Raw genomic sequence first — 1158 nt, 5'->3', positions numbered from 1 at the left:
CGCCGTGCGCGCGCAGTTGGGCGGTGTACGCACCCGGTCCCGCCGGGGGCGTACCGCACCAGCGCGGCGAGATCGCCGTCAGCGCCTCGACGTCCAGGGACGCGGCGGGGCCGACGGTGACGGTGTTGTCGACGGGCGAGATGTCCAGGACGTAGCGCGGCCGGCCGTCGGGGGCGGGGGTGCCCAGCGCCAGGCCCTTGCGCTGGCCCACGGTGAAGCCGTACGCGCCGGAGTGGGTGCCGACGCGGGCGCCGGACTCGTCGACGACGTCGCCCTCCGCGGTGCCGAGGCGGCGGGCGAGGAAGCCCTGGGTGTCGCCGTCCGCGATGAAGCAGATGTCGTGGCTGTCGGGCTTCTTCGCCACGAACAGCCCGCGCTCCGCGGCCTCCGCGCGGATCTCGGCCTTCGTCGTCTCGGTCTCGCCGAGCGGGAACATCGCGTGCGCGAGCTGCCGTTCGTCCAGTACGCCCAGGACGTACGACTGGTCCTTGGCCGCGTCCGCGGCGCGGTGCAGCTCGCGGCCGCCGCCGGCGCGGGTGACGACCTTGGCGTAGTGGCCGGTGCACACCGCGTCGAAGCCGAGGGCCAGCGCCTTGTCCAGCAGCGCCGCGAACTTGATCTTCTCGTTGCAGCGCAGGCAGGGGTTGGGCGTGCGGCCCGCGGCGTACTCGCTGACGAAGTCCTCGACGACGTCCTCGCGGAACCGCTCGGCGAGGTCCCAGACGTAGAACGGGATGCCGATGACGTCGGCGGCGCGCCGGGCGTCGTGCGAGTCCTCGATGGTGCAGCACCCGCGGGCGCCGGTGCGGAAGGACTTCGGGTTGGCGGAGAGCGCGAGGTGCACCCCGGTGACGTCGTGCCCCGCCGCCGCGGCGCGGGCCGCGGCGACGGCGGAGTCCACGCCGCCGGACATGGCGGCGAGGACCTTCAGACGGGCGGGGCGGGCCGGGTGTGTCGCTCGTGGTGTCATAGCCACTCCAGGGTAACGAGGCCGCGGTGCGGAACCGTCCGGTGGCCGGAGGCGTTGGCCGATCGAGACCGAAGGAGAAGGACCGACCGCATGCCGACGACGGACGGGGACGCCCCGGAGCCCGGGGCCGGCGAGACCCGCGCGGCCCCCGGGCAGCAGCCCGGGGGCGCCGGGCCGCGCCGCGGCTC

At 75.3% G+C, this 1158-nt stretch carries 1 protein-coding gene; it reads right to left on the bottom strand.

Features of this window, described 5'->3' with window-relative positions:
• Positions 1–970 (bottom strand): tRNA 2-thiouridine(34) synthase MnmA (mnmA, locus tag H5J30_RS34665; protein WP_181791775.1); only part of this gene is annotated, 970 nt, incomplete at its 3' end.
• Between the last annotated feature and the right edge of the window lie 188 nt (positions 971–1158).

This window comes from Streptomyces phytophilus, assembly GCF_013870535.1.
GTDB classification, from domain to species: Bacteria; Actinomycetota; Actinomycetes; order Streptomycetales; family Streptomycetaceae; genus Streptomyces; species Streptomyces phytophilus.
Note: the sequence above shows the minus strand (reverse complement) of the source record. Positions and strands in the feature narration are given on the sequence as shown.